Annotated in this window: 23 protein-coding genes and 1 pseudogene; 8 read left to right on the top strand and 16 right to left on the bottom strand. The window is 69.5% G+C overall.

The annotated features are described in order from the left end of the window. Positions 1–17: 17 nt before the first annotated feature. The 5 genes from BME24068_RS11825 to BME24068_RS11805 are packed head-to-tail and all read right to left on the bottom strand — an operon-like array spanning position 18 to position 4,951. Positions 18–833 carry an ABC transporter ATP-binding protein gene (locus BME24068_RS11825; RefSeq protein WP_174926163.1) on the bottom strand — a complete coding sequence of 272 codons (816 nt, stop codon included), beginning with the start codon at positions 831–833 and terminating at the stop codon, positions 18–20. After that, the gene (locus tag BME24068_RS11820; RefSeq protein ID WP_174926162.1) at positions 827–1,918 is read right to left on the bottom strand and encodes an ABC transporter permease; all 1,092 of its coding nucleotides are present in this window, start codon (positions 1,916–1,918) and stop codon (positions 827–829) included. The genes BME24068_RS11825 and BME24068_RS11820 overlap by 7 nt, the downstream gene beginning before the upstream one ends. A 4-nt stretch (positions 1,919–1,922) precedes the next feature. Then, positions 1,923–2,957 carry an ABC transporter substrate-binding protein gene (locus BME24068_RS11815; protein ID WP_174926161.1) on the bottom strand — a complete coding sequence of 345 codons (1,035 nt, stop codon included), beginning with the start codon at positions 2,955–2,957 and terminating at the stop codon, positions 1,923–1,925. A 42-nt stretch (positions 2,958–2,999) separates the two neighbouring features. After that, complete coding sequence (locus BME24068_RS11810) at positions 3,000–3,845, bottom strand: class II aldolase/adducin family protein (protein ID WP_174926160.1); 846 nt, start codon at positions 3,843–3,845, stop codon at positions 3,000–3,002. Between the two features lie 20 nt (positions 3,846–3,865). Then, a complete protein-coding gene (locus BME24068_RS11805; RefSeq protein ID WP_174926159.1) occupies positions 3,866–4,951 on the bottom strand; it encodes an LLM class flavin-dependent oxidoreductase in 1,086 nt (361 codons plus the stop codon). Positions 4,952–5,365: 414 nt separating this feature from the next. Here BME24068_RS11805 and BME24068_RS11800 point away from each other — a divergent pair, with 414 nt between their 5' ends. Then, positions 5,366–6,688 carry an acyl-CoA dehydrogenase family protein gene (locus BME24068_RS11800; RefSeq protein ID WP_096498876.1) on the top strand — a complete coding sequence of 441 codons (1,323 nt, stop codon included), beginning with the start codon at positions 5,366–5,368 and terminating at the stop codon, positions 6,686–6,688. Positions 6,689–6,749: 61 nt separating this feature from the next. Here BME24068_RS11800 and BME24068_RS11795 read toward each other — a convergent pair whose 3' ends face one another. After that, entirely contained in the window at positions 6,750–7,673 is a 924-nt protein-coding gene (locus tag BME24068_RS11795; protein ID WP_096498874.1) for a LysR family transcriptional regulator, read from the bottom strand. 74 nt (positions 7,674–7,747) lie between these two features. Here BME24068_RS11795 and BME24068_RS11790 point away from each other — a divergent pair, with 74 nt between their 5' ends. The 3 genes from BME24068_RS11790 to BME24068_RS11780 all read left to right on the top strand — a co-directional run bounded on the left by BME24068_RS11790 (position 7,748) and on the right by BME24068_RS11780 (position 11,462). Continuing rightward, positions 7,748–8,314 (top strand): cysteine dioxygenase family protein, encoded by a 567-nt coding sequence (locus BME24068_RS11790; RefSeq protein ID WP_174926158.1) that lies wholly within the window; start codon positions 7,748–7,750, stop codon positions 8,312–8,314. Between the two features lie 162 nt (positions 8,315–8,476). Next, positions 8,477–10,102, top strand: coding sequence for a rhodanese-related sulfurtransferase (locus BME24068_RS11785; protein WP_174926157.1), 1,626 nt, complete (start codon positions 8,477–8,479; stop codon positions 10,100–10,102). A gap of 295 nt (positions 10,103–10,397) precedes the next feature. Continuing rightward, complete coding sequence (locus BME24068_RS11780) at positions 10,398–11,462, top strand: phytoene/squalene synthase family protein (protein ID WP_174926156.1); 1,065 nt, start codon at positions 10,398–10,400, stop codon at positions 11,460–11,462. Here the strand turns inward: BME24068_RS11780 and BME24068_RS11775 are convergent. Then, positions 11,454–11,810 (bottom strand): hypothetical protein, encoded by a 357-nt coding sequence (locus tag BME24068_RS11775; RefSeq protein WP_174926155.1) that lies wholly within the window; start codon positions 11,808–11,810, stop codon positions 11,454–11,456. The two genes, BME24068_RS11780 and BME24068_RS11775, sit on opposite strands and share 9 nt — an antisense overlap. Before the next feature lie 123 nt (positions 11,811–11,933). Between BME24068_RS11775 and BME24068_RS11770 the strand changes: the two genes are divergently transcribed. Beyond that, the gene (locus BME24068_RS11770) at positions 11,934–13,151 is read left to right on the top strand and encodes a porin (protein ID WP_096498866.1); all 1,218 of its coding nucleotides are present in this window, start codon (positions 11,934–11,936) and stop codon (positions 13,149–13,151) included. A 155-nt stretch (positions 13,152–13,306) separates the two neighbouring features. On the opposite strand, the gene BME24068_RS11765 is transcribed toward BME24068_RS11770, so the two are convergent. The 8 genes from BME24068_RS11765 to pdxR form a co-directional block, all read right to left on the bottom strand. Next, positions 13,307–14,794: an efflux transporter outer membrane subunit gene (locus tag BME24068_RS11765; protein ID WP_174926154.1), complete on the bottom strand. Its 1,488-nt coding sequence runs from the start codon at positions 14,792–14,794 to the stop codon at positions 13,307–13,309. A 10-nt stretch (positions 14,795–14,804) separates the two neighbouring features. Then, the gene (locus tag BME24068_RS11760; protein WP_174926153.1) at positions 14,805–15,959 is read right to left on the bottom strand and encodes an ABC transporter permease; all 1,155 of its coding nucleotides are present in this window, start codon (positions 15,957–15,959) and stop codon (positions 14,805–14,807) included. Continuing rightward, complete coding sequence (locus tag BME24068_RS11755) at positions 15,956–16,927, bottom strand: ABC transporter ATP-binding protein (RefSeq protein ID WP_174926152.1); 972 nt, start codon at positions 16,925–16,927, stop codon at positions 15,956–15,958. The genes BME24068_RS11760 and BME24068_RS11755 overlap by 4 nt, the downstream gene beginning before the upstream one ends. Then, positions 16,924–17,886: an HlyD family secretion protein gene (locus BME24068_RS11750; protein WP_174926151.1), complete on the bottom strand. Its 963-nt coding sequence runs from the start codon at positions 17,884–17,886 to the stop codon at positions 16,924–16,926. Before BME24068_RS11750 ends, BME24068_RS11755 begins: the two co-directional genes overlap by 4 nt. After that, positions 17,883–18,581, bottom strand: a complete 699-nt coding sequence (locus BME24068_RS11745; protein WP_174926221.1) for a TetR/AcrR family transcriptional regulator — start codon at positions 18,579–18,581, stop codon at positions 17,883–17,885. Before BME24068_RS11745 ends, BME24068_RS11750 begins: the two co-directional genes overlap by 4 nt. Positions 18,582–18,864: 283 nt before the next feature. Next, positions 18,865–19,284: a cupin domain-containing protein gene (locus tag BME24068_RS11740; RefSeq protein WP_174926150.1), complete on the bottom strand. Its 420-nt coding sequence runs from the start codon at positions 19,282–19,284 to the stop codon at positions 18,865–18,867. A 10-nt stretch (positions 19,285–19,294) separates the two neighbouring features. Beyond that, positions 19,295–19,732, bottom strand: coding sequence for a carboxymuconolactone decarboxylase family protein (locus BME24068_RS11735; RefSeq protein ID WP_096498852.1), 438 nt, complete (start codon positions 19,730–19,732; stop codon positions 19,295–19,297). Between the two features lie 93 nt (positions 19,733–19,825). Beyond that, on the bottom strand, positions 19,826–21,310 hold the full coding sequence (gene pdxR, locus BME24068_RS11730) for a MocR-like pyridoxine biosynthesis transcription factor PdxR (protein WP_174926149.1): 1,485 nt from the start codon (positions 21,308–21,310) through the stop codon (positions 19,826–19,828). Positions 21,311–21,583: 273 nt separating this feature from the next. On the opposite strand from pdxR, the gene BME24068_RS11725 reads away from it, so the two are divergent. Continuing rightward, positions 21,584–22,501 carry a LysR family transcriptional regulator gene (locus BME24068_RS11725; protein WP_174926148.1) on the top strand — a complete coding sequence of 306 codons (918 nt, stop codon included), beginning with the start codon at positions 21,584–21,586 and terminating at the stop codon, positions 22,499–22,501. Between the two features lie 135 nt (positions 22,502–22,636). Then, complete coding sequence (locus BME24068_RS11720) at positions 22,637–23,386, top strand: SDR family oxidoreductase (protein WP_174926147.1); 750 nt, start codon at positions 22,637–22,639, stop codon at positions 23,384–23,386. 108 nt (positions 23,387–23,494) lie between these two features. Here BME24068_RS11720 and BME24068_RS34980 read toward each other — a convergent pair. Continuing rightward, a pseudogene (locus BME24068_RS34980) lies at positions 23,495–23,736 on the bottom strand (GH32 C-terminal domain-containing protein); the annotation flags it as partial. 404 nt (positions 23,737–24,140) lie between these two features. Here BME24068_RS34980 and BME24068_RS11710 point away from each other — a divergent pair. Beyond that, complete coding sequence (locus tag BME24068_RS11710) at positions 24,141–24,827, top strand: type 1 glutamine amidotransferase domain-containing protein (RefSeq protein WP_174926146.1); 687 nt, start codon at positions 24,141–24,143, stop codon at positions 24,825–24,827. Positions 24,828–24,950: the final 123 nt, after the last annotated feature.

Raw genomic sequence — 24,950 nt, 5'->3', positions numbered from 1 at the left:
CGAACGACACCGCGCATCTACCAGCTCGCATCGAGTCCGAGATGCCGCAGCGCTTCGTGGCGCAGTTCGGCAAGACGCGAGTCGCCGCGATGGCGCGGATAGGGCAGGTCGACGCGCAGTTCCGCGACGATCCGTGCGGGACGCGGCCCGAACACGATCACGCGTTGCGCGAGAAACAGCGCTTCCTCGACATCGTGCGTGACGAGCAGCGCGGAGAACCCGTCGCGTTGCCACAGCGCGGTCAGCTCGGCCTGCATCGTGAGCCGCGTCAGCGAATCCAGCTTGCCGAGCGGCTCGTCGAGAATCAGCAGCCGCGGATCGTTGACGAGCGCACGCGCGAGCGCGACACGCTGCGCCATCCCGCCCGACAGCTGATGCGGAAACACGTTCGAGAATTCCTGCAGCCCGACGCGCGCGAGCGCATCGTCGACGCGATGCTGCGCGGTGCGCGCCACGCCGCGCGCTTCGAGGCCGAGTGCGACGTTCGCGCGCACGCGGCGCCACGGGTACAGCGTCGGATCCTGGAACACGACGATGCGCGACGGATCGGGCTGCTCGATCGGCGCGCCGTCCTGCGCGATCGTGCCTTGCCGTGCGGCATCGAGGCCCGCGACGAGCCGCAGCAGCGTCGATTTCCCGCAGCCGCTCGGGCCGAGCAGCGCGACGAATTCGCCGGCCGCGACCGACAGCGTGACGTCGTCGAGCACCGGCAGCGGGCCGCCGGGGCCGTCGAATGCGTGGCTCACGTGACGGATGTCGATCCGCGCGCCGCGCGGCGCTGCCGCATCGGGCGACGCTGAAACGGACGATTCGAGAACGGCGGCGCTTACCATTTGACGGTTCCTTTCTGCCACGCGAGCACACGGTCGCGCACCGCGAACAGCAGCGCGATCAACCCGGAAAACAGCAGCGCCATCACGATCAGCGCCGCATACATGTTCACGTACGATGCCCAGCCCTGCGCCCAGCTCAGGTACCAGCCGAGCCCCGACTTGACGCCCATCATCTCGGCGACGACCAGCACCGTGAACGACGCGCTCAGCCCCATGAAGATGCCGACGAACACGTGCGGCAGCGCGGCCGGAATCGCGACGCGCAGCACCAGGAAGCGCGCGTTCGCACCGAGCGTGCGCGCGACGTCGTAGTACTGCCGGTTCACGCTCGCGACGCCCGACCACGTCAGCACCGCGACCGGGAAGCCGGTCGCCAGCGCGATCAGGAACGCGGCGGCCGAATAGCTGGTCGGGAAGAAGTAGAACGTGAGCGGCAGCAGCGCGGTGGCCGGCACGGGGCCGAGCACGCGCAGCACCGGATGCACCCAGTAGCCGATGCGGCGCGACCAGCCGATCGACACGCCGACGGCGAACCCGACCGCGACGCCATATGCAAAGCCGAGCGCGAGCAGCTTCAGCGTATTGCCGGCGCTGCCGGCGAGGCGCGGCCAGTCGTCGACGTACACCTCGATCAGCGCCTGCGGCGGCGCGAAGAACGGCGTCGGCAGCCAGCCGGTTTTCGCGGTGACGATTTCCCACGCGGCGAGCACGAGCGGCAGCGCGACGAGCCACGGGCCGGCCGGCCGCACGCGGGCGAGCCGTGCGCGCGTGGCCGGCACGCGATGGCCGAGCGTCGCGGCGACGAGCAGCAGCGCGGCGATCACCCACGCGGCGGTGCCGAACGTGCCGGTGTACGCCCAGTCGGTGAAGCCGACGACGCGGTTCGGCCACAGCCGCGTGAGCGCGCCGAGCACGGCCCACGCGAGCGCCGCGACGATGCCGGTCGGCCAGGTGCGCGCCCGGCGGGCTTCGGCCGCGAGCGTCGCGTCGCAGGCCGTGCACGCGGCACGGGGCGGCGCAGCGGTGGCGGCGCCGGCCGGTGCCGACGCGGAGCGTGTGGTGGAGGCGTGTTCGATCGTCGACATCGCGTCACCCCAGCACGTTCGCATAGACCTGCTGCGCGAAGCGCTGCGGGTCCGTACTCTTCTTCAGCACGTTGATGCGGCGGAAATCGTCCGCATAGAACGCGATTTCCTGCTGCAGGTCGACGTTGGTCGGGTGGTGCGTATAGGTCAGCGTCGCGTACAGCTTGCGCAGGTCGTCCGGGTTGATCTTCGGCGAATACTTCGCGAACGCCTTCGCGGCTTCGTTCGGGTTGTCGTGCGTGTATTCGGTGGCCTGCACGATCGAGCGCGCGAGCGCGGCAGCGGCTGGCCGGTCGTTGCGCACGAGGTCGCCGCGCGCGCCGATCACGCAGCACACCTTGCGCGCGTATTCGCCGGACAGGTTCGTCGCGAGTTCCGCATACGCGCCGTTGCTGCGTTTCTCGAGCAGATAGAGGTTCGGGTCGCCGTCGGCGATCGCCTGGATCTCGCCCTTGTCGACCGCCACGCCGAGCAGGTCGGCCGGATACTGCCGCCACGTGATGTCGCGCTCGGGATCGATGCCGTTCTTCGCGAGCAGGATCGAGAAGAAGTGCTTGCCGGGCGCGGCGAGATCGCTGACGCCGACGGTCTTGCCCTTCAGCGCCTGCAGTGTCGTGACGCCGGCCGTCTTCGAACCGAGCAGCCGCACGCAGCCGCCGTGCGAGCTGCCGATGATCTTCACGTCGAAACCGGCTTCGAGCGGCTTGAGCCAGCGGTGGATCATCCCGACCGCCGCGTCGGCCTTGCCGGTTGCGATCGATTCGAGCAGCTGGTCGGTCGACCCGCTGTAGTTGATCAGCTCGACCTTCAGCCCGTTCTTCTCGAAGAAGCCGTTCTCTTGCGCGACGACGATCGGCGTCAGGCAGAACGCGTTCTGGTTCCACGCGAACGTGAGCTTCTTCAGCGGCGGCGCGGACCACGCCTTGCGGCCGAGCGTGATCGCCGGCGCGGCGAGCGCGGCCGCGCCAGCCGCGCGCAGCAGCCGGCGGCGTTTGTCGTCGTGCGCGCCGGGCGGCGCGGATGCGGGGGTATCGGTCATGGTGTGGTCTCCGGTTGCGGTTCCGGTTTCGTGCGAGGGTGGTCAGTCGAGCAGGTCGGGTTCGTCGGCGACGACGCGCGCGAACAGGCTGTCGAACGCATGCAGCGCGCCGTCGGGGCCGCCGATCTGGCCATGCGTGTGCCGCGCGGTGGCGTGGTCGATCGGTTGCGGCGTGCCGGCCGCTTCGGCGAGCAGCTGCGTATGCGCGGCGTTGTCGAGCGCGATGTACCACCACGCGGCGGCTTCCACGGTCGGGCCGGCCGTCAGGATGCCGTGGTTTTTCAGGATCGCGCCCTTGTGCGTCGTGCCGTCGGGTTTTGCGAGTGCGTCGGCGATCCGCGCGCCTTCGCTCGTATCGACCACCATCCCCGTGAAGTCGTCGAACAGCGCGTGGTCCTCGTAGAACACGCATGCGTCCTGCGTCAGCGGGTCGAGCGTGCGGCCGAGCGTCGACCACGCCTTGCCGTAGGTCGAATGCGTGTGCGCGGCCGCGACGATGTGCGGGTGCGCGTCGTGGATCGCCGCATGGATCGCGAACGCGGCCTTGTTCAGCGGCCGGTTGCCGATCGCGGTTTCGCCGCGCGCATTGACGAGCAGGAGGTCCGACACCTTGATCTGCGAGAAATGCACGCCGAGCGGATTCACCCAGAAGTGGTCGGGCAATTCCGGATCGCGCGCGGTGATGTGGCCGGCGAGCCCCGATGCGAAGCCGAAGCGTGCGAACAGGCGGAATGCGGCCGCGAGCCGCTCCTGCCGATGGCGGCGCTCGGCGGCGACGTCGACGCGCGGCGCGGACGGTTCGAACCAGAAATGCTGGCGCGGCGTGTCGGCGAGCACGAGGCCCGACGCGGTGCGCACGGGCGGGGAAGAGGACAGGACGGCGGACATGGCGGGCGTCTCCGGTTGCGTCAGGCGGCGCGACGCGCGGCGTCGCGTGCGGCGACGGCGCTGCGCACGCGCGGAATCAGCTCGCGGCCGAAGTCGATCGCATCGTCGAGCGGGTCGAAGCCGCGGATCAGGAACGTCGTCACGCCGAGGTCGTAGTAGTCGAGCAGCGCATCGGCGACCTGTTCGGGCGTGCCGACCAGCGCGGTCGAATTCGAGCGCGCGCCGGTGAGCTTCGCGATCTCGGTCCACAGCCGCTTGTCGACGCGCGCGCCGCGATCGGCCGCGGCGAGCAGGCGGCGCGCGCCTTCGCTCTGCTGCGGGCCGCCCGCGCCGAGCCCGGCCGCTTCGCGCAGCCGGCGCGTTTCGTCGAGGATGCGATGCGCGCGCGCCCACGCTTCGTCTTCGGTCGCCGCGAGAATCGGGCGGAACGACACGGAGAAGCGCACCTGTCGGCCGTGCTTCGCGGCTTCGGCGCGCACGCGGGTCGTCAGGTCGCGCACCTGGTCGAGCGATTCGCCCCACAGCGCATAGACGTCCGCGTGCTTGCCGGCCACGTCGAGCGCCGCTTCCGACGCGCCGCCGAAGTAGATCGGCACGTGCGGTTGCTGGAACGGCTTCACGTCCGAAAAGCCCTGCGTGAAGCGGTAATGCGCGCCGTCGTGATCGAACGGCTTCGTTTCGGTCCAGATGCGCCGCAGGATGCCGAGATATTCGTCGGTGCGCGCATAGCGCGCGTCGTGATCGAGGAAATCGCCGTCGCGCTGCTGTTCGCTGTCCGAGCCGCCGGAAATGAAGTGCACGGCGAGCCGGCCGCGGCTGAACTGGTCGAGCGTCGCGATCTGCCGCGCGGCGAGCGTCGGCGCGGTGAAGCCCGGACGATGCGCGAGCATGAAATGGATGCGCTCGGTCGCGGCGGCCGCGAACGCGATCGTCAGCGTGGCCGACGGGCCGGTCGAGTGGTGCGGAACGAGGATCCGGTCGAAACCGGCCGTTTCGTGGGCGCGGGCGAACGTGCGGACATAGTCGGGGTCGACGACAGGGCCGGACGGCGGATGGATTTCCGACTGCTTCTGGCTCTGGATCATGCCGATGAATTCGACGCTCATCTGGGTCTCCGGTGCTGGGACGGCCCGGCACGGCCAGCGGCGGCTGTCCGGGGCGGGAATGGAGCGCAGATTACCGCCGCGATCATGCGAAATGGAAATAATCAATCCCGATTTGAATATCAGATTTGCATGGTTTGGGCGCTTGCGCGTTGCGCATACGCTGTGGGTTCGCGATCGAATCGGGAGGGTGGCGGCTGCGTGTCGCGGAAGGCCGCGGCGCGGGTAGGCGCGGGATCGGCATGCCGCGCGAGGTGCGCGGTCCGTCGCGATCCGCCTCCGAACGCCGGGGCATCGGCGACGCCGGGTCGAAGAGAACCCGCGGCCGAGCGCCGCCGCGCCACCTGCCTGTCGATCTCCGCCGTTGCGTAATCCAGTCGATTACGCCTTACGCCGTTACCGAGGGAATCCGTACCGATGTCCGCCAGCCTTGCTGCCTCCTCGCCACCTTCGCAGCAGTCGTCGCTGCGCCACCTGCCTGCCGACGATGCGCGCGTCGCCGCACTGCTCGAACGTCTTTCGTCCGAACTCGCCGCGGACGCGGCCCGCAACGACACCGAACGGCGTTTCCCGCACGAGAACTTCGCGCGGCTGCATCGCGCCGGGCTGATCGCCCAGGTCGTGCCGCGCGAGCATGGCGGCGCCGGCGCGACGCTCGCGCAGGCGAGCCGGATCGTGGCTGCCGTCGGGCGTGCCGATCCCGCCACCGCATTGGTGCTGACGATGACGTATCTGCAGCATCGCGCGCTCGGCCGGGCCGATAACCGCTGGCCCGCGCGCCTGCGAGCGGCGGTGTTCGATAGCGCGGTCGACGAAGGCGCGCTGATCAACGCATTGCGCGTCGAGCCGGCGCTCGGCTCGCCATCGCGCGGCGGCTTGCCGGAAACGATCGCGCGCCGCGACGGCGACGGCTGGCGGTTGTCCGGCCACAAGCTGTACAGCACCGGCATTCCGGCGCTGCGCTGGCTGGCCGTGTGGGCGCGCACCGACGAACCCGAGCCGCGCGTCGGCGTGTTCCTCGTGCCGCGCGAGCGCGGCGCGGACGACGCGCGGATCCGCGTGATCGAAAGCTGGGATCACCTCGGCCTGCGCGCATCGGGCAGCCACGAGGCGGTGTTCGACGACGTGCCGCTCCCCGCCGATCATGCGGTGGACGTGCGCGCGCCGGATGCCTGGGCCGTGTCGGCCGCGAGTCACGCGGATGCCGACGCGCAGACCGACCAGCAGGCGTGGATGGTCGCGCTGCTCGGCAGTCTTTACGACGCGGTGGCGCGCGCGGCGCGCGACTGGCTGCTCGATTTCGCGACGACCCGCGCGCCGAGCGGGCTCGGTGCGCCGCTCGCGACGCTGCCGCGCGTGCAGGAAGCCGTCGGCGAGATCGAAGGCTGGCTGCATGCGAACCGCGTGCTGCTCGACGATCACATCGCGCGCACCGATGCGGGCGACGCGCCGTCGGTGACGACGAGCGGACTCGTCAAGCGGACCGTGACGGAACAGGCGATCCGCGTCGTCGAGCACGCGTTGAAGCTGTCGGGCAATCACGGGCTGAGCCGCCACAATCCGCTCGAACGCCACTATCGCGACGTGCTGTGCAGCCGCGTGCATACGCCGCAGGATGATGCGATCGCGGTTGCCGCGGGGCGCGCCGCGCTCGATGCGGCGGCGCGGCGTGCAGCGACGAACGCTAAGGCCGAAGCGTCGTCCCGCCACGCGCCTGCGTCCGGTCGAAACGATGCGTGAGCGGGGCGGTGTTGCAGTCGGCGGAACCCGGACGACGCCGTGCCGGCACCGCCGGTTCGGCTCAGGCGGCTTCGTCGTGTTCGGCCGCATCCGCGGGCAGTGCGAACGCCGTGCGCGCATGTGCGGCCACGGCCGCGAGCGGCGCCGCGAAGCGCGCGGCGTCCTGCCGGTGCAGCAGCCACAGGTCGATCTGCGGTTTGAAATCGGCGAGCGGCACGATGTCGAGCGCATCGCGCAGCGGGCTGCCTTCGACGAGCGGCAGCGGCATCAGCCCGATGCCGAACCCGTTCGCGACGCTCTGCAGTTGCAGGTCGCGGCCATAGGTATCGAGCGTGACCGGCATCGGCAGCCCCTGCGCGTCGAGCGCGCGGCGCAGGCCGGCACGAAAGCCGCAGCCGTCGGGATTGAGCACCCAGCCGCGCGCATGGCAATCCGCGAGCCGGTAGCTGCGGCGCGGCCAGTCGCCCTTGCGGCCGACCGCGACGAGCCGCGTGGCCAGCAGCCGAACGCCTTCGACCTGCGGCGGCAGCACCATCTCGCGCGCGAGGAATACCAGCGCCGCGTCGAGTTCGCGGCGCGCGACGCGCTCGACGAGCATGCCGCCCCACGCGGTCGTGACCTGCGTCGCGAGCGCGGGCCAGGGCTCGGCGAGCTGCGCGATCAGGCCGGGCAGCATCAGCTCGCCGAGCCCCTGCGTGAGGCCGACGCGGAACTCGCCGGCGGGCGGCCGCTGGCCGGCCGTCAGTTCGCGCAGCGCATCGACTTCGCGCAGGATCGTGCGGCACTGCGCGAACACCTGCAGCCCGATGTCGGTCGGGCGCGGCGGCTTCGTGTTGCGGTCGAGCAGCGTCACGCCGAGCGCTTCCTCGAGATTCTGCACGCGCCGCGTGATCGCGGGCTGCGTCATGCCGAGTTCGGCCGCGGCCTGGCTCAGGGTCTGACAGCGCACGACCGCTGCAAAAGCATCGATATCGCTAATTTTCATGTTTGTTCTGCATGGTCTTTCAGGTGCATCATGACGATCCATCATATTCGGCATCATATTCGAGGAGGCAGCCGATGAGTACGCTTTCGTTGCATCAGACGCCGCTGCGTCCGTTCGTCGACGGGCTGGGCGCGTTGCTCGCGTCCGGCGCGAACGAGGCGCGCATCCTCGACGAGGGCGGTGCGCTGCTCGGCGCGCTCGTCGCGCACGATGACTGGCTGCCCGACGCGTTCGCGCAACCGGACCCTGAACGCTACCGCCAGTACCTGCTGCATCTCGATCCCGACGAGCGGTTCTCCGTCGTCAGCTTCGTGTGGGGGCCCGGCCAGACGACGCCGATCCACAACCACACGGTGTGGGGGCTGATCGGGATGCTGCGCGGCGGCGAGTTTTCGCAGCCGTACCGGTTCGACGCGACCGGCAAGCCGGTGCCGGCGGGCGATGCGGTGCGGCTCCGGCCCGGCGAGGTCGAGGCCGTGTCGCCGCGCATCGGCGACGTGCATCGCGTGACCAACGCGTTCGCCGACCAGGTGTCGATCAGCATCCATGTGTACGGTGCGAACATCGGCAAGGTCGAGCGTGCGGTGTTCCTCGACGACGGCACCGTGAAGCCGTTCGTGTCCGGCTATTCGAATGCCTGACGCGCATGCGTGCTGCCGGATGCGCGTGAGCGGCCCGTTGCACGCGCGCGCCGGCAGCCGCAAGATTCATCCGTTTTCGTTCGTTTTCGTTCGTTTTCGTTCGTTTTCGTGCGTTTTCGTGCGTTTTCTTCACCGACTTCAACAGCATTCAACAGAGACATCGTGACGCAATCCGCTGATTCCACTTTCCGTTTTCTCGCCGCGTCGTACCAGGACGTACGCGCGCGCCTGCTGGCTCGCGACGAGATCGCGCTGATCGACGTGCGCGAGGAAGACCCGTACGCGCAGGGCCATCCGCTGTGGGCCGCGAACTTTCCACTGTCGAAGCTCGAACTCGACGCGTGGACGCGCATTCCGCGCCGCGACACGCCGATCGTCGTCTACGGCGAAGCCGACGGCGAGGATCTCGCGCCGCGCGCGGCCGCGAAGCTGGTACAGCTCGGCTATACCGACGTGCGCGTGCTCGAGGGCGGCCTCGCGGGCTGGCTCGCCGCGGGCGGCGAACTGTTCATCGACGTGAACGTGCCGAGCAAGTCGTTCGGCGAATGGGTCGAGGCCGAGCGCCACACGCCGTCGCTGTCGGCGCAGGAAGTGCAGGCGCTGATCGACGCGAAGGCCGACGTCGTGATCGTCGATGCGCGCCGCTTCGACGAATACCAGACGATGAACATTCCGACGTCGACGAGCGTGCCGGGCGCGGAACTGGTGCTGCGCGTGCGCGCGCTCGCGCCGGACCCGCGGACGCAGGTCGTGGTGAACTGCGCGGGCCGCACGCGCAGCATCATCGGCACGCAGTCGCTGATCAACGCGGGATTGCCGAACTCGATCGCGGCGCTGCGCAACGGCACGATCGGCTGGACGCTGGCCGGCCAGACGCTCGAACGCGGCGCCGCGCGACGCTTTCCGGACGACATCGATGCCACCCAGCGCGACGAAGCCCGCCGCGCCGCGCGCGCGGTGGCCGAACGCGCCGGCGTGCCGCGCATCGCGCTCGCGGACGTCGCCGCGCTCGACGAGCCGGGCCGCACGCTGTACCGCTTCGACGTGCGCACGCCGGAGGAATACGAGGCAGGTCATCTGCCGGGCTTTCTCGGCACGCCGGGCGGCCAGCTCGTGCAGGAGACCGACCACCACGCGGCGGTGCGCGGCGCGCGGATCGTGCTTGCCGACGACGACGGCGTGCGCGCGGACATGAGCGCATCGTGGCTCGCGCAGATGGGCTGGGACGTGCGCGTCGTCGAACCGGCCGGCACGGCGGCGTTCGTCGAGCGCGGCCAGCCGCCGCGCGACGTGCCGGCGACGCCGCGGGCCACCGAGGTGTCGCCCGCGACGCTCGCGGGCTGGCTGAAGGAGGGGGCCGAAGGCGAGATCGCGATCGTCGACGTGACGACCAGCGCGAACTACGTGAAGCGCCATATCCCCGGCGCATGGTTCGTCGTGCGCGCGCAGTTGCGCGACGCGCTCGCCGCGATTCCGCCGGCGCAGCGCTACGTGTTCACGTGCGGCTCGAGCCTGCTCGCGCGGTTCGCGGCGGACGACGCGCGCGCGCTGCTGCCGGCTTCCGCTGAAATCGCGGTGCTGACGGGCGGCACGGCCGCGTGGATCGACGCGGGGCTGCCGCTCGAACACGGCGAGACGCGCCTGGCATCGCCGCGCGTCGACCGCTACCGGCGCCCGTACGAAGGCACCGACAGCGCGGCGGCCGCGATGCAGGCGTATCTCGACTGGGAATACGGGCTCGTCGATCAGTTGAAGCGGGACGGCACGCATCACTTCGGCGTGATCTGAGTGCGGAGCGGCAACCGGCGCGCGACATGACGTTCGCCGCGCCCGGTCGCCGCATATCCGGCAGCGCATCGCAGCGTGCTGCATCGCATGGACGGACGACGGCGGGCGAATCGGGCGCATTCCCGCCCGCCTCAGGGCAGGCGGCGGGCCGGATGCACTAAACTTGCGGGACTTTTGCATCGCCGCGCCGGGCCGACCTCCGCCCGCGCACGACGATGCGGCGACTCGCGGGCCGGCGCGGGCGCCCGGCGCCCACGGGCGTTCGGGGCCCGCGCCGGCCGATTTTTACCGATCCATGACGACTCATACCGATCCCGCCTACCTGCTCGGCGACCTGCTGAAGAACGTTTCCCGCTCCTTCTACCTGACACTGCGCGTGCTGCCGGACGGCATGCGCGACCCGGTCGGCCTGGCCTATCTGCTGGCGCGCGCGGCCGACACGATCGCCGACACGGCGCTCGTCGCGCCCGATCGCCGCGCGGCGCTGCTCACCGAGTTGCGCGACGAGGTCGAGCGGCTCGGCGACGGCGTGGCGCTGTCGCGCTCGCTCGAGGACGTGACGCGGATGCAGACGGATTCGCACGAGCACGTGCTGCTCGGGTCGATGCAGCCGATGCTCGGATTGCTGCGCGCGCAGCCGGCCGCGGACAGCGCTTCGATCCGCAAGGTCGTCGCGACGCTGACGTCGGGGATGGAGTTCGATCTGCGCACGTTCCCCGACGAGCAGTCGGGGCAGGTCGCGTCGCTGCCCACCCGCGACCTGCTCGACCGCTACACGTATCTGGTCGCCGGCTGCGTCGGCGAATTCTGGACCGACATGACCGGCGCGCACACGCAGGCCGCGCGCGGCTGGGACTTGCCGGACATGCGCGAGAAGGGCATCCGTTTCGGCAAGGCGCTGCAGATGACCAACATCCTGCGCGACTGCGCGAAGGACTTGCGCATCGGCCGCTGCTACCTGCCGGACGACGTGCTGGCCGCGCACGGGTTGAGCGTCGCCGGCCTGATGTCGCCCGCCGCGTCGGCGCGCGCGCGCGGCGTGCTGTTCGACCTGCTGCGCGTGACGCTCGCGCAGTATCGCGATGCGTGCCTGTATACGCTCGCGATTCCGCGCCGCTTCGTGCGGCTGCGGCTTGCCTGCCTGTGGCCGATCATGATCGGCCTCGAAACGCTCGAACTGCTGGCCGCGCACGATGCGTGGCTCGATCCGGCCAGCCCGGCGAAGGTGCCGAGAAAGCGGATCTACCGGATCATGGCGTCGTCGCTCGCGCTCGTCGGTTCGAACACGGCGATCCGCGCGCGGATGAACGCGCTGATCGATGCGGTCGACGCACGGATCGCGCAATCCGCGTCACGTTGAATGCCGCCGGCGCGCCGCGCCGGCATCCTCTTTCGGCCCGCGTTCGCCGGGCCGCTCCCGCCCGATCTCCCGCGCCGGCTGAAACGTTTTCATGATTTCACGTTCCGAAATGTGGGTGTCATGAACGTCAGCGATCCTGCCCGCCGGCGTGAATCGCGGCGTCAGCCGCAGTTGCGCATTTGTAAGATGGTTTTCACCGGAAGGCGTCTGACGACATCGGACGGTCGCGTGGCACCCGTCAAAATGTAAAGCTAGGGTTTTCACCGTCAAATGCCGGAGAGGCCCGCCGCATAAGCGTTTCAAGGTGTTGTGTAACTGTTTGGTGAACCCGCGCGTTGCGTCGATCATACGATGACCGACTGTGCGTATTGGGAAACGATTGGTAATCCGTCAGAATTGCGCCGGCATGTACTCGCACATGTGCATAAAACCACACCAGAAAAGAAATCATTCTTTGAGGACGGAGAATCAATGAAAAAGCGCGTCGCTTTCGCCATGACGGCAGTGGGTCTCGCAGCCGCTACCGCAGCCCACGCCCAGAGCAGCGTGACCCTGTACGGTATCGTCGATAACGCTATCGCTTACCAGAACAACTCGTCGGCAACCGGCGCGACCTCCGGCGGTCACTCGAAGGTGCAGATGGCCACCGGCATTTGGGCCGGCAGCCGCTTCGGCCTGAAGGGCAGCGAAGACCTCGGCGGCGGCACGAAGGCGATTTTCCAGCTGGAAGCCGGCTTCAACGGGAATAACGGCGCGTCGCAATGGTCGGGCGGCATCTTCACGCGTCAGGCATGGGTCGGCATGACCAACCCGACGTACGGTACGCTGACGGCAGGCCGCCAGTACACCGCGTACTACACGCTGCTGTCGCCGTACAGCCCGACGACCTGGCTGACCGGCTACTACGGCGCGCACCCGGGCGATATCGACTCGCTGGATACCAGCTACCGCGCGAACAACTCGCTCGTCTACATGTCGCCGAAGTTCTACGGCTTCACGGTCGGCGGTTCGTACTCGTTCGGCGGCGTTGCAGGCAGCACGAACCGCGGCTCGACGTGGAGTGCGGCGATCCAGTACCTGAACGGCCCGGCAGGCATCGCGGTCGGCTACCAGAAGATCAACAACTCGACGCTCGGCGGCGGCGCGTGGGGCGCGAACTCGACGACCCAGAACGGCCTCGACAGCAGCGGCAACGGCGCGCAACCGGCTGTCTCGTCGATCAACAACGGCTACGCGACGGCGCAATCGCAGCAACGCATTGCCGTGACGGCTGGCTATCAGTTCACGCCGGCATGGGACATTTCGGCGTCGTACTCGAACGTCAAGTACACCCCGGGCACCGGTTCGTCGTTCCGCAACACCGCGATCTTCAACACGGCAGGCGCCGTGCTGCACTGGAAGGCGTCGGCTCAGTGGGACTTCGCGGCAGGCTACTCGTACACGGCGGCAACGCAGTCGAACGGCATCACGAGCGCAGCCAAGTACCATCAGGTCACGCTGTCGCAGTACTACAGCCTGTCCAAGCGTACGGGTCTGTACGCGCTTGAGGCTTACCAGCACTCGAGCGGCAACACGTGGAACCCGACGCTCGGCGTCGTTGCGGCGACGACGTCGATCGGCGACGGCGTGGGCGCAGGTTCGAAGCAGAACCAGATCGCTGCCGGCGTCGGCATGATCCACCGCTTCTGATGTCGCGCGGCGCGCGAGCGCCGCTCACGGCATGCGGTATGAAAAAACCGGCCTTCGGGCCGGTTTTTTCGTGGGTACGGTCGTGCGGGCCGCGTAGCACGGGTGCGGTTGCCGGTCACGCGCGTTCGACGACGCGTGCTCGCGCCATCCGGCGATCAGTGATGCGAATCATCCGTCCACGTTCCCGCCAGCGCCTGGAACAGCGCCGCCGTATCGGCAAGCCGGTCGGCTTGCGCGCGTGTCCGGTCGAGCGCGGTCTGCAGTGCCTGCCGCTGCGTGTCGAGCAGGTCGACCCGGCTGATTCCGCCCGCCGCGTAGCGGTCGCCGGCAATCGCATTGCTCGCCGCTGCCTGTTGCGCAGCGGTGTTCCTCGCCTGCAATTCGGCGGCATCGTGTTCGACCGCGCGCATCGCGTCGGCGACCTGCTGAAGCGCCAGCAGCACGGTTTCCCGATAGCTCGCGAATGCGGCGTCGTACGCCGCTTCGGCCGCGCGTTTTCTCGCGCGCAGCTCGCCGCCGTGAAAGAGCGGCTGCGTCAGGCCCAGGCCGACGTTCCACACATTGAGCCCGCTCACGATATCCACGATGCGCGTGCGCTCCGACCCGACCCCTGCCGAAATCGAAAAACGCGGATACAGGTTCGCCGTGGCCACGCCGACGTTCGCGCTCGCCTGGTGCAGCACGGCCTCCGCCGCGCGGATGTCGGGCCGTTCGCGCGCGAGCGTCGACGGCAGCGCGACCGGCAGCGTGCGCGGCAGCGCGAGTGCGTCGAGCGCGAGGTCGGGCAGCACGGCGCCGGACGGCGGCGCGCCCAGCAGGATCGCGAGGCGGTGGCCGGCCTGCGCGTAGCGCGCCGCGAGCGGCGGCAACGATGCCTGTGTCTGCGCGAGCAGCGCACGCTGGGCATGCACGTCGGCCCGCGACACGCCACCCGCCGCGAAGCGCGCTTCGACGATGCGCAATTGCCGCGCCTGCGCGTCGACGAGCTGCCGCGTGAGCGCGACCTGCTGCGCGAGCGATGCGCGCAGGATCGCGGTCGCGACGACGTTGCCCGCGAGTGTCAGGCGGGCGGCATCGAGCGTGTACGCCTGATAGTCGACCTGGGCACGCAGCGCTTCGAGCGCGCGTCGGTCGCCGCCGAACACGTCGAGTGTGTACGACACGTTCACCGACGCGTCATACAGCGTGAACGGCCCGGGATTCGGCACGCTGGCGGGCAGCCCGAACGAGGCGATGTCGACCTGCTCGCGCGTGGCGGACAGGTTTGCGTCGACGCGCGGCAGCATCGTCGCGCCGGCCTGGGCCGCATGGTTCTGCCGTGCTTCGTCGAGCCGCGCGCGGGCCTCGGCGAGCGTCGGGCTGTTGTGCCATGCGGTATCGACGAGGCGGTCGAGCGGATCGGAGCCGAACGTCGTCCACCAGCGTTGCAGCGTGTGTGCGGACGGCTCGAACGTCTGCGCGCCGCCGGCCGGGCCGCCGGCGGCGGCCGTGGTCGTGGGCGCCGCATCGTGCGTGTACCGTGGCGTGGCCGGCGGGTCCGGCGCGCGGAAATCCGGCCCGACCGCGCATCCGGCGAGCAGTGCGACGGCGGCCAGCACGCTGCCGTGGGCAGCGAGGGAGGCGCGACGCGAAGGCGGTTTCATCGCGCGGCCCCTAATCGAGCGTGCGCCGGTAGAAGCGCAGCGCGACACCCATCACGACGACGGTGAACAGTGCGACGGGCCACACGGACGGCCACAGGTCGGTCCAGTCGTTGCCTTTCAGCAGGATGCCGCGCACCAGGCGGTTGAAGTAGGTGAGCGGCAGCAGGTTGCCGATGAACTGCGCCCACTTCGGCATCCCGGCGAACGGGAACATGAAGCCCGACAGCAGGATGTTCGGCAGGAAGTAGAACACCGCGAGCTGCATCGCCTGCAACTGGTTCTGCGCGAGCGACGACAGCGTGATGCCGACCGTCAGGTTCGCGGCAATGAAGAGCAGCGCGGCCAGGTAGATCGCGAATACGCCGCCGACGAACGGCACCTCGAACACGTACCGCGCGGCGGCGAGAATGATCGACACCTGGATCAGCCCGATGAACACGTACGGGACGATCTTGCCCGTCATCACCTCGATCGGCCGTACGGGTGTCGCGAGCAGGTTTTCCATCGTGCCGCGCTCGCGTTCGCGGGTGATCGCGAGGCCCGTCATCATCACCATCGTCATCGTCAGGATCACGCCCATCAGGCCGGGCACGACGTTGTACTGCGTGATGCCTTCGGGGTTGTACAGGCGATGCAGCACAACGTCGAACGCGGGCGGGCGGCCGTTCAGGCGCGCGAGGGGGCCCGTCAGGTCCTTGTCCGCGACGGGCTGCACGAGGCCCGGCAGCGCGCTGATCGCCGACGCGGTCGCGACGGGATCGGTCGCGTCCGCCTCGACGAGCAGCGACGGATGCTCGCCGCGCAGCAGCCGTTTCGAGAAATCGGCCGGCACGCTCAGCACGAACTGCACGTCGCCGCGCGCGAGCGCATGCCGGCCGGCCGCTTCGTCGGGCAGCGCCGCGACGATGTCGAAATACGCGGAATTGCGCATCGCGGCGATGAAGCTGCGTGCGAAGGGGCCCGGATCGGCGACGATCACCGCGGTCGGCAGATGCTTCGGATCGGTGTTGATCGCGAAGCCGAACAGCGCGAGCTGGATGATCGGCACGCCGACGATCATCGCGAACGTCACGCGATCGCGGCGCAGCTGCAGGAATTCCTTCATCACGATGCTCCACCAGCGCGCGACCGAGAACGACTCGCGCAGGCCCGTCCATGCGTTCATGACGATGCTCCGCCGGGCGGCCCGGATGCACGGCCCATCATGTAGATGAAGACATCTTCGAGCCCGGTGTCGATCGGCGCGACCTGCAGCGATGCGCGGCCGTTCGCCTGCGCGGCGGCCTGTGCCGCGACCTGCGCGAGCGTGGCGTCGAGCAGCGCACCATCGCGGCCGCTCACGTGCAGCGCGGAGCCGAACACGACGGTCTGGTCGACCCCCGGCATCGTGCGCAGCTGCGCGGACAGTTCGGCCAGGTGCCCGCCCGTGATCGTGCGGGTCGACAGGTGCTGCGACGCGACGATTTCCGTCGACGTGCCTTGCGCGAGCAGTTCGCCGGACGCGATGTACGCGAGCTTGTGGCAGCGCTCGGCTTCGTCCATGTAGTGCGTGCTGACGAGCACCGAGATCCCTTGTGCGGCCAGCCGGTGCAGTTCTTCCCAGAAGTCGCGGCGCGCGGCGGGATCGACGCCGGCGGTCGGTTCGTCGAGCAGCAGCAGTTCCGGTTCGTGCAGCATGCACGCGGCGAGCGCGAGGCGCTGTTTCCAGCCGCCGGACAGCGCGCCCGTGAGCTGGTCCGCCCGGCTTGCGAGGCCGAGCCCGTCGAGCGCGCGCGCGACGGCCGCGCGGCGATCGGGCATCCCGTACACGCGTGCGACGAAATCGAGGTTCTCGCGAATCGACAGGTCTTCCCAGTACGAGAAGCGCTGCGTCATGTAGCCGACGCGCCGCTTGATCTGCGCGCTGTCGCGCACGATGTCGTAGCCGAGGCAGGTGCCGCTGCCCGAGTCGGGCGTGAGCAGGCCGCACATCATCCGGATCGACGTGGTCTTGCCGCTGCCGTTCGGTCCGAGAAAGCCGAAGATCTCGCCGCGCGCGACGCGCAGCGATACGTCCTTCACGACGTGCTTGTCGCCAAATCGCTTGTTCAGGCGGTCGACGTCGATCGCGTACGGAGCGGAAGGCACGTTCATCGCACCCTCACGGCGACGGGCTGGCCCGGATGCAGCTTCGGCGCGTCGGCGAGCGCCGGGCGCGCCTCGACCATGAACACGAGCTTGGTCCGGCTCGCGTTGCTGTAGATCACGGGCGGCGTGTACTCGGCCTCGCTCGACACGTAGGTGATGCGCGCGGGCAAGTCGGCCGGGCAGCCGTCGCAGTGGACCGAGACTGTCTTCCCCGGGGCGAGCGACGCAATGGCCGCCTCCGGCACGAAGAAGCGCACCTTCAGGTTCTGCGGCGGCAGCATCTGCACGACCGGATTGCCGGCCTGCACCCATTCGCCGACGCGGTACAGCGTGTCGTACACGCGCCCGGCGGCGGGCGCGGCGACGCGCTTCTGATCGAGCTTCCATTGCGCTTCGGTCACGGCCGCCTGCGCGGCGTCGACCTGCGCGGCCTGGGCGGCGACCTGCTGCTCGCGGCCCGGCAACCGCGCGACTTCGACCTGGTTCTGCAACTCGCGCATCTGCGCGGCAGTGGTCTGCGCGGCGGTGCGCGTATCGTCGAGCTGCTGCTGCGACAGGCCGCCGGCCGCGTACTGGCGTTCGTCGCGCACGCGTTGCGCGGCGGCCCGCGCCGCTTGTGCGGTGGCCTGCGCGAGCTGGGCACGCGTGACCGCGATCTCCGGAGGACGCTTGCCGGTCTGCAGATCGGCAAGCTGCGCGCGCGCGGCCGCGAGCTGATGTTGCGCCTGCCGCAGCGCGGCCGTTTCGCTGACGGCTTCGAGCGCGAACACCGGCGTACCGGCCGCGACGGCCTGGCCGCGCTCGACCGACAACTGGGTCAGCGTGCCCGCTTGCGACGACGACAGGTACACGAATTCGCCTTCGACATAGCCCTGGTAGGTCGTGCCGGTGTCTGCCGGCCGTCCGCAACCGGCGAGCAGCGCGGTAGCGGCCAGCGCGAGCGGCAGCGCGCGGGCGGTGCTCACGACGGCCTCCGTGGCGTGCGCGAGCGCGCATCCGGCGCGGTGGCGGGCGCCTGCATGCCGGAGTCGAGCAGCGCGTGGACATGGCGATGCAGTACGTCGCGATCGATCGGCGGCAGGCCGCGCGCGCTTTGCCACAGCTTCGCGGTCGCGAGCGGCAGCATCACGAGCGCGATGATCGAATGGAACAGGAATGCGGGTTCGAGCGACGGGTTCAGCGTGCCGGCCTGCTGCGCGGCGCGGATGCGTTCGGCAAAACGCCCGACATGCTCGAGCGGAATGCGGCGGACCATCCGCTCGCGCAGCAGGCCGCCTTCGTGGACGATCTCGCGCAGCCAGATCGACGGCAGCCACGGCATGCGATGCGTGACGTCGAAGAAGCGGTCGACGAGTTCGGCGACGAGCGCGAACGGATCGTTGTCGATCTCCGGCGCGGTCGGTCGCCACACGAACGCGATGACCTGCGCGAGCCGCTCCTCGACGATCGCGTCGAGCAGGTGCTCGCGACTCGTGAAGTAGTAGTGGACCATCGCCGACGTGACGCCGGCGGCCGCGGCGATCTGCGCTACCGTCGTCGCGGCGATGCCGCGCTCGGCGAACAGCTGGATCGCAACGTCGAGCATGTGGCCGCGCAGGTCGAAGTCCTCCACCGACGGGCGGCGCCCGCGCGGCTTGGCGACGGTGGATTTCGCGTTCATGAAATCGACGCTAATTGATGAGTTAGTTAATTTCAAGGAAGGGTTTTCGCCCGCGTTGATCGAGATCAGGCGTGCGCCGAATGGCGGTGCGGACGTGCGCGGAGGTGGCTCGACGGAGGGCCGTGCGCGGGTGGCGGCGTGTAGGGAGCGGTTAATGAGGAAGCGGCGGAGGGGAGATGGCCGAAACCAGTGAGGCATCGGCGCGGATCCGGCATGGCGCTGGCAGGGCGGCCGGTCGTGAAGCAGGCGCGCGTGCGCTGCGGCACGCGCGCCTGAAACGTCGTCACTGATCGATCGGCGACGTCAGCGGATCGTGCTCGCCGGTCAGCCCGAACACGACGAGTTGAGCGGGTTCGGTGGCGCTCGCATTGCGCGATACCTGATGGCGCGAACCGGGCGGCTCGTACCAGCCTTCGCCGGCGCGATAGCGGCGCACCGGGCCGCCGTTCACCTGCGACAGCACTTCGCCTTTCGACACGACGGCGAACACCGAGCCGAGGTGCCGGTGCGGTTCCGACGCCTGGCCGGGCGCATAGTCGACGGTCGCGACGACCGCGAGCTTGCCGGGCGCTTCGGGCACGGCCTGGCGCATGATCGCGTGCACGTTGTCGCCTGCGTCGTGCGCATGGACGGCGGCCGGCAGCGCGGCGCCGAGCACGAGCGACGCGCACAGAAACGTATGACGGAGAGTCGAACGCATCATCGTCGTCTCCTTATTCGGGCATCTTGCGGAACGCGATCGCGAAGCGGTTCCACGCGTTGATCGTCGTGATCAGCAGCGACAGTTCGAACAGTTCCGCGTCGCTGAAATGCGGTTTCACGGCTTCCCAGACGGAATCGGGCACGTGGTTGTCGGCGACCAGCGTCAGCGCTTCGGTCCATTCGAGCGCCGCGCGTTCGCGCTCGGTGAAGAACGGCGTTTCGCGCCACACGACGACGGTCGCCAGGCGGCGCTCGGTTTCGCCGCCCTTGCGCGCGTCCGTCGTGTGCATGTCGACGCAGAACGCGCAGCCGTTGATTTGCGAGGCGCGCAGCCGGACGAGTTCGGCGAGCGGTTTTTCGATGGTGCTCTTCGCGAGGAATTCCTCGGCGTTGCGCATCACCTTGATGGCGTTCGGGCTGGCGGCGTAGAAGTTCAGGCGCGGTTGCATGGTGGGTCCTGGGTGGTTGATGCGCACGGCGGCGCGACAGGACCCACTGTATGCCGCTCACTGGCTTGCTTGAATGTCCAATTTCCGGAAAATTCAGGTAACCAGTGGCGTGTGGCCGGTGCCGCCCGAATCCAGCAGCGCGGCCAGCTTCGCGAGCGCCGTGTCGATACGCAGCGCGTCGATCCCGCCATAGCCGAACAGCAAGCCCGCGCGGACCGGCGCGCCGACATGGAATGCCGAGATCCCGTACAGGCCGATGCCGTCGGCGCGGGCGGCCCGCACCAGCGCGGTTTCGTCGAGCCCGGGTTTCAGCAGCGCGGCCAGGTGAATGCCGGCGGTCGGCGCGATCGCGTCGAACCACGGCGCGAGGCCGCCGCGCAGGTGCGCGATCAGCATCGTGCGGCGCGCGTCGTAGTGCTTCTGCACGCGCCGCAGGTGCCGGGCGAAGTCGCCTTCGAGCATGAAGCGCGCGAGCGCGGCCTGCGTCAGCGAGCAGGTATGCCAGTCGACGATCTGCTTGGCCTTGGACAGCGCGCCGCGCAGCGCGCGCGGCGGTATCGCGTAGCCGATCCGCAGTTCCGGGAAGATCGTTTTCGAGAACGTGCCGACGTAGGCGACGAGGCCGGTGCGGTCGAGGCTTTTCAGCGATTCCACCGGGCGGCCTTCGAAGCGGAACTCGCCGTCGTAGTCGTCCTCGATGATCACCGCGCGGCGGCGCTGCGCCCATTCGAGCAGCGCGACGCGCCGGTCCAGCGTCATCGGCATGCCGAGCGGAAACTGGTGCGACGGCGTCACGTAGACGAGGCGCGCGTCGTCGGGCAGCCGCTCGGTGACGATGCCGTGCGCATCGACCGGCACGCCGATCACCGTCGCGCCGAGCGACGCGAACGCCGCGCGTGCCGGCGGATAGCCGGGATTCTCGACCGCGACGACGTCGCCCGGCCGCACGACCACGCGCGCGATCAGGTCGAGCGCCTGTTGCGCGCCCTGCGTGACGAGCACGTCGTCCCAGCCGCACGCGACCGCGCGGCTGAACCCGACGTAGCGCGCGATCGCGCCGCGCAACTGCGGATCGCCGGCCGGGTCGTGATACTGGCCGGGGCCGCGCGCCTGCTGGCGCAGCGCGTGGTGCAGGCAGCGGCGCCACGCGTCGAACGGGAACAGCGTCTTGTCGGTCACGCCGCCGCGAAAGTCGAAGGCGGGCGAGTCCTGCGGCGTGGGCATCGCGAGCGCGTCGGGCAGGTCGTCCCACAGTTCGCGCGCATCGACGGCATGAACCGGCGGCGTGGCTTCGACGAGCGACGGCGTTGCCGCGGCGGCCGCATGCGGCACCCGCGCGAGGCCGTCGGTGACGAACGTGCCGTCGCCGGCGCGCGTGTTCAGGTAGCCCTCGGCGACGAGGCGCTCGAATGCATCGAGCGTCGTCTTGCGCGATACGCCGAGCTGCTTCGCGAGGTCGCGCGTCGACGGCAGGCGGGTGCCGCCTTCGAGCCGCCCGTCGACGATCGCTGTGCGCAGTTGGCGGAAGATCTGCCCGGTCAGGTCGTGGCGGCCTTCGATGCGGATCGCGATGTCCATCGCAGTGGTTACCTCGGATACTGGAATTCGGTGTTTGTCAGCATACCGGAAGTTCATGGCCGGACTGGCGCTCGGAAGGGCGGCATGTGCGGCTTCGTGCGTCCGGGGGAATGAGCGTGCTTGTGGTCGTGGCTGTCCGGATGCCCGAAGGGATCGCCCCCCGTCGGGAGGGTTGGCCTGCATCCGCCGCACACCGGGCGCAGCGCCATTCGATTGGACCGCCGCCCGCCGCTGCCTTACGATCCACGACACCCCCCGACCGGAGTGCCGCTCATGTTGTCCGAAGACGAACTCGCGCTGCTCGATGCGATCCGCGCAACCGGCAGCCTGTCGCGGGCGGCCGCGCGGCTCGGCAAGGCGCCGTCGACGGTGTCGCACGCCGCGCGGCAGCTCGAAACGCGCTTCGACGCGCTGTTGTTCGACCGGCGCGGCTACCGGCTGCAGCTCACGCCGGCCGGCCAGTTGCTGACCGACGAGGCATCGCGCCTCGCGCTGCACGTCGCGCGGCTCACGCAGCGCGTGCGGCAGGTCGCGAGCGGCTGGGAGGACCGGCTGTGGATCGTCAGCGACGAGGTGCTGGAGTTCGATACGCTGCTGCCGGTCGTGCGTGCGTTCGACACGCTCGATTCGGGCGTGTCGCTGCGCTTCACGCACGAAGTCCTCGGCGGCACCTGGGAGGCGCTGCGCGACGGTCGCGCCGATCTGGTCGTCGGCGCGACCAACGAGCCGCCGGCAATCCCGGGTTTCAAGTGGTTCGAGCTCGGCGCGATGGAGTGGGTGTTCGCGGTATCGCCGCGCCATCCGCTTGCGGCGTCGAGCGAGCGGCTCACGCGGGATGCGATCGGCGCGCACCGCGCGGTCGTCGTCGCCGATTCGTCGCGGCGCTCGGTCGGCCGGGCATACGGGCTGCTCGGCGGGCAGGCGGTGCTCGCGGTGCCGTCGATGCGCGCGAAGATCCTTGCGCAGCGCGACGCGCTCGGCGTCGGCTGGGTGCCGCGCCGGCGGGTCGCGTCGCTGCTGGCGCGCGGCGAGCTGGTGGAGAAGGAAACGGCCGATCCGCGCGAACCGAACGTGTTGTATGTCGCGTGGCGCGGCGATCGCGACGGCCGCGCGCTGCAATGGTGGCTCGAGCAATTGCGGGAACCGCGGCTCGCGCAGCGGCTGCTCGACGGGATCGACGTGGCGGGTTGAGCGCGCCGTCCGGGCGAGCCTCCGCAAACATGTTCGAAGATTTCGAACGTGTCCGCCGCGCCCGTCGTACGGCAACCCCGGGCGCCGCGCGCATCCTGTGTTCACGGTCAACTCACCGGTTCACAGGAGAACATCATGCAACGCTTCGAAGGAAAAACGGTACTCGTCACGGGCGGCAACAGCGGCATCGGCCTGGCGGCCGCACGGGCATTCGCGGCCGAAGGCGCGCAGGTCATCATCACCGGTCGCGACGAGCAGACGCTCGCCGCCGCGCGCGAGACGCTCGGCGACGGCGCGCTCGCGATCCGCAACGAGGCCGGCAGCGTCGCGTCGGCGCGGGCGCTGGCGGATGCGATCGCGGCATCCGGCGCGCGGCTCGACGCCGTGTTCATCAACGCGGGCGTCGCGAAACTCGCGCCGTTCGCGGATATCGACGAAGCGTTGTGGGACCTCGTGTTCAACACGAACGTGAAGGGCGCGTATTTCCAGATCCAGGCGCTCGTCCCGCTGCTGAACCGCGGCGCGTCGATCGTGATCAACGGGTCGATCAACGCGCACATCGGGATGCCGGGTTCGTCCGTGTACGCGGCAAGCAAGGCGGCGGTCAATTCGTTCGCGAAGACGCTGTCGACGGAATTGCTGCCGCACGGCGCGCGCGTGAACGTGGTGAGCCCCGGGCCGGTCGAGACGCCGTTGTACGGCAAGCTCGGGCTCGATGCGGCGACGCTCGACGAGACCGCGGAAAAGATCAAGGGGCTCGTGCCGATCGGCCGGTTCGGCACGCCGGACGAAATCGCGTCGACGGTGCTGCACCTGAGCGCACCCGAGTCAGCGTTCATCGTCGGCGCGGAAATCATCGCGTCGGGCGGGATGGGCTTGCTCTGAGCGTGAAACCGGCCGGGCTGCACCGCTTGATGCGACGTCGAGCGGCGCAGCCCGGCCGGCCGGTCGAATCGCTGGCGCGAAGTCGTCGGGCGCCGTGTGGCGCGCGTCGAGTTGCATCACCGTCGGCCCCGGAAACGTCACGCGGCCCTGCTCGGCGAATACGGCGCCACGATCCGCATCGCACGGCGGAAATATCAGGCCCGTTACCGCCACGCGGCCGCCATTCGCGAACCCGTCGACCGAACCGCGCTCGATGACGATTTCCAGCCCTGCGGGCAGCCGTGCTCGCGCGGCAGATCGGCGATATGTTCGCGGCTGAACGAGCCCGCGAATGCCGCAGCACCGGAGCGGAAAGGGGGCGCGATCGGCAACGGCTGTTGCCGGATGCGCTCCGTTGCAAAAGCCATGACGGTGGCAGGGCCGAAGCCCGGATCGCTAGACGACCGGTCTAATCCAGGGCTATCATCCAGCCTGCTGAATGCGACGCCGTTCCTGACGCATCGCGCAGACGCGAAAATGCCATATCGCGCTGCGATGCTGCTCGTGCAGGAGAGGTCGTCGTTTTTTTCGATGCTATGACTAGACGACTGGTCTAATAGCATCGGGCAACGAACATTTTCGATGCGCGACCGGCACGTCGGCGCCCGCCAGCGGACTAACCGGCAGGCGCGCGTCGTTCGCGGCACGCGGCGTGCGCCATGCTGGCCGCCGCGCGACGCGGCCCCGTTCCCCCATTTCGAAGGAGTGTCCGATCATGAAGATTCTGGTTGTCCTGACCTCGCACGACACGCTCGGCGACACCGGCAAGAAGACCGGCTTCTGGCTCGAGGAACTGGCCGCGCCGTATTACGCGTTCAAGGATGCCGGCGTCGAACTGACGCTCGCGTCGCCGAAGGGCGGCCAGCCGCCGCTCGACCCGAAAAGCAGCGATCCGGCCGCGCAAACCGACGCCACGCGCCGTTTCGACGCGGATACGGCGGCCAGGGCCGAACTCGCGGCGACGCGCAAGCTGGCCGACGTGTCGATCGACGATTACGACGCGGTGTTCTATCCGGGCGGCCACGGCCCGCTGTGGGATCTCGCCGAGGATCTGCATTCGATCGGCCTGATCGAGCGCGCGTTGTCGGCCGGCAAGCCGGTCGCGGCCGTGTGCCACGCGCCGGGCGTGCTGCGCCACGTGAAGGATCCGAACACCGGCGAGTCGGTCGTGCGCGGCAAGCGTGCGACGGGCTTCACCAACAGCGAGGAGGCGGCCGTCGAGCTGACGGAAGTGGTGCCGTTCCTCGTCGAGGACATGCTGAAGACCAACGGCGCGCAGTTCGAGCGCAGCGCCGACTGGGCGCCGCACGTCGTCACCGACGGGCTGCTGATCACGGGGCAGAACCCCGCGTCGTCGGCGCCTGCGGCCGAGGCGCTGCTCGCGCAACTCGGCCGTCGATGAAAGTTTGCCCGGCGCCGGCATGACCGGTGCCGCGCCGTTTCCGTCGCCGGGCACAGCCGGCCCGACGACGGCCCGAATCGTTCTGCCGCGCACCCCGTGCGGTGGATCGTCCAGCCGTTTCGC

The organism is Burkholderia anthina (assembly GCF_902498995.1).
GTDB lineage: Bacteria > Pseudomonadota > Gammaproteobacteria > Burkholderiales > Burkholderiaceae > Burkholderia > Burkholderia anthina.
The sequence above is the reverse complement of the archived record's forward strand: the minus strand, read 5'-3'. Positions and strand labels throughout refer to the sequence as shown.

What these genes read in the sequence shown, in the direction of transcription:
- BME24068_RS11805 (WP_174926159.1), bottom strand. Translation starts at nt 4,951, where the DNA reads ATGAGCGTCGAATTCATCGGCATGATCCAGAGCCAGAAGCAGTCGGAA.
- BME24068_RS11725 (WP_174926148.1), top strand. Translation starts at nt 21,584, where the DNA reads ATGTTGTCCGAAGACGAACTCGCGCTGCTCGATGCGATCCGCGCAACC.
- BME24068_RS11760 (WP_174926153.1), bottom strand. Translation starts at nt 15,959, where the DNA reads ATGAACGCATGGACGGGCCTGCGCGAGTCGTTCTCGGTCGCGCGCTGG.
- BME24068_RS11800 (WP_096498876.1), top strand. Translation starts at nt 5,366, where the DNA reads ATGTCCGCCAGCCTTGCTGCCTCCTCGCCACCTTCGCAGCAGTCGTCG.
- BME24068_RS11765 (WP_174926154.1), bottom strand. Translation starts at nt 14,794, where the DNA reads ATGAAACCGCCTTCGCGTCGCGCCTCCCTCGCTGCCCACGGCAGCGTG.
- BME24068_RS11735 (WP_096498852.1), bottom strand. Translation starts at nt 19,732, where the DNA reads ATGCAACCGCGCCTGAACTTCTACGCCGCCAGCCCGAACGCCATCAAG.
- BME24068_RS11795 (WP_096498874.1), bottom strand. Translation starts at nt 7,673, where the DNA reads ATGAAAATTAGCGATATCGATGCTTTTGCAGCGGTCGTGCGCTGTCAG.
- BME24068_RS11720 (WP_174926147.1), top strand. Translation starts at nt 22,637, where the DNA reads ATGCAACGCTTCGAAGGAAAAACGGTACTCGTCACGGGCGGCAACAGC.
- BME24068_RS11810 (WP_174926160.1), bottom strand. Translation starts at nt 3,845, where the DNA reads ATGTCCGCCGTCCTGTCCTCTTCCCCGCCCGTGCGCACCGCGTCGGGC.
- BME24068_RS11770 (WP_096498866.1), top strand. Translation starts at nt 11,934, where the DNA reads ATGAAAAAGCGCGTCGCTTTCGCCATGACGGCAGTGGGTCTCGCAGCC.
- BME24068_RS11780 (WP_174926156.1), top strand. Translation starts at nt 10,398, where the DNA reads ATGACGACTCATACCGATCCCGCCTACCTGCTCGGCGACCTGCTGAAG.
- BME24068_RS11820 (WP_174926162.1), bottom strand. Translation starts at nt 1,918, where the DNA reads ATGTCGACGATCGAACACGCCTCCACCACACGCTCCGCGTCGGCACCG.
- pdxR (WP_174926149.1), bottom strand. Translation starts at nt 21,310, where the DNA reads ATGGACATCGCGATCCGCATCGAAGGCCGCCACGACCTGACCGGGCAG.
- BME24068_RS11745 (WP_174926221.1), bottom strand. Translation starts at nt 18,581, where the DNA reads ATGAACGCGAAATCCACCGTCGCCAAGCCGCGCGGGCGCCGCCCGTCG.
- BME24068_RS11710 (WP_174926146.1), top strand. Translation starts at nt 24,141, where the DNA reads ATGAAGATTCTGGTTGTCCTGACCTCGCACGACACGCTCGGCGACACC.
- BME24068_RS11755 (WP_174926152.1), bottom strand. Translation starts at nt 16,927, where the DNA reads ATGAACGTGCCTTCCGCTCCGTACGCGATCGACGTCGACCGCCTGAAC.
- BME24068_RS11825 (WP_174926163.1), bottom strand. Translation starts at nt 833, where the DNA reads ATGGTAAGCGCCGCCGTTCTCGAATCGTCCGTTTCAGCGTCGCCCGAT.
- BME24068_RS11740 (WP_174926150.1), bottom strand. Translation starts at nt 19,284, where the DNA reads ATGATGCGTTCGACTCTCCGTCATACGTTTCTGTGCGCGTCGCTCGTG.
- BME24068_RS11815 (WP_174926161.1), bottom strand. Translation starts at nt 2,957, where the DNA reads ATGACCGATACCCCCGCATCCGCGCCGCCCGGCGCGCACGACGACAAA.
- BME24068_RS11775 (WP_174926155.1), bottom strand. Translation starts at nt 11,810, where the DNA reads ATGATCGACGCAACGCGCGGGTTCACCAAACAGTTACACAACACCTTG.
- BME24068_RS11790 (WP_174926158.1), top strand. Translation starts at nt 7,748, where the DNA reads ATGAGTACGCTTTCGTTGCATCAGACGCCGCTGCGTCCGTTCGTCGAC.